2 protein-coding genes are annotated in these 1278 nt (G+C 38.5%); both read left to right on the forward strand.

The features are described from left to right. Positions 1-75: 75 nt before the first annotated feature. Positions 76-429, forward strand: a complete 354-nt coding sequence (locus BUB99_RS20310) for a hypothetical protein (RefSeq protein ID WP_139281136.1) — start codon at positions 76-78, stop codon at positions 427-429. Between the two features lie 12 nt (positions 430-441). Further along, positions 442-825 carry a hypothetical protein gene (locus BUB99_RS20015; RefSeq protein WP_073125778.1) on the forward strand — a complete coding sequence of 128 codons (384 nt, stop codon included), beginning with the start codon at positions 442-444 and terminating at the stop codon, positions 823-825. Positions 826-1278: the final 453 nt, after the last annotated feature.

Genomic DNA, 1278 nt, shown 5'->3' on the forward strand with positions numbered 1-1278 from the left:
AGATCAGCTATGTGTAATCGAGTGGATGCTCTTTTGATGCATAGGTCGTAGCGGACGCTACGACCAGAGGGAGGTTTGAAATTTGAAATTGGTAGAGTATCTGTAGGTAATGAATACAAGCATTACGTTACATTTGGTCCAGCACTTGGAGTTGATTTTTCTGCTGGAACCTCACATGGCATTCATCAAAATAAGGATAATAATGAGCGGTTTGATTTCGAATCCTTAAAAGGTTGGGGAAGTTCAAGTAATTATTCAATAGGTGCAGTAGATATTTCAACGGGAAGAAATAATATCTTTAGTACTCCATTTCTTCCAAATTGGATTAGTAATAAAGCTAAACCTTCTTATTACTCAAAGGGTTTTGGTGGGTCTATTGGTTTGCCTTTAGGATACACTTATGGTTTTGATTATACATGGACTTTTTAATTTACTTTGACTATGAAATTTGGTATTAAGAATATGTTGTTTTATTTTTTACTTTTTTCAATACATGCTGTTTGTTATAGTTGTGTTAGTAAAAGTTCGTTATGTGAAGAAACTAGTAGAGCGATTAATGAAAAGATAGATGGAGTAGTAATTGATGCATCACTTAATGAGTTCAATCATGCTAAGATAATGTTGTATTCTAATGGGTATGATACATTGAGTTCTTGGCTTTTTGTAAATGAAAGATCGCACGTGTTTAGCCAATTACAAGCTGGTGATAGTATTCTCAAAAGAAAGGGTTCCTTAGATTTTTATTGGATTAGAGATGGTAATAAGAGTTATGAAAGGTTGGATTATGGATGCAATGATCATGTGAAAAAGAGAGTTGTAAACTGAGGATACTTATCTAGGCGTAGATTTAATCTACGCCTTTTGTATTTTGTTCTGTGCAGTCTTGGAGCTTTTGCAAAGCGTCTGGTTACAGGGCAAGTGATTTTGTATTTTGTTCTGGGTAGGGAGCGCATTTAGCCTTTTGCGGTACAAGGCGTAACTTTGATCCGCTCATAGGTTGCCCTGCTGTCAAAGCCAATCAAAATACTATAACCCAACTATCGATTGACTGTACTTTGATATCATAATGAGCTTGCGCAAGGTCAGGCACGTCCTTGTGCAAGAAGGGAGGTACCCTTGCGCAAGACAGAAGCCATGCTTGCGCAAGCTGCACAAAAGGTATCGGTTAACTTGTGGGGGGGTGTCATGTACTAGATCACCACCCTATGCGAGGGGCTCGTGATATATTCTGGTGAGTTCGATGACAAGAGCCTCATCCCGACCAGACAGGGTCAAGGC

Origin of the sequence: Reichenbachiella agariperforans, from assembly GCF_900142205.1 — a bacterium.
Classification (GTDB): Bacteria; Bacteroidota; Bacteroidia; order Cytophagales; family Cyclobacteriaceae; genus Reichenbachiella; species Reichenbachiella agariperforans.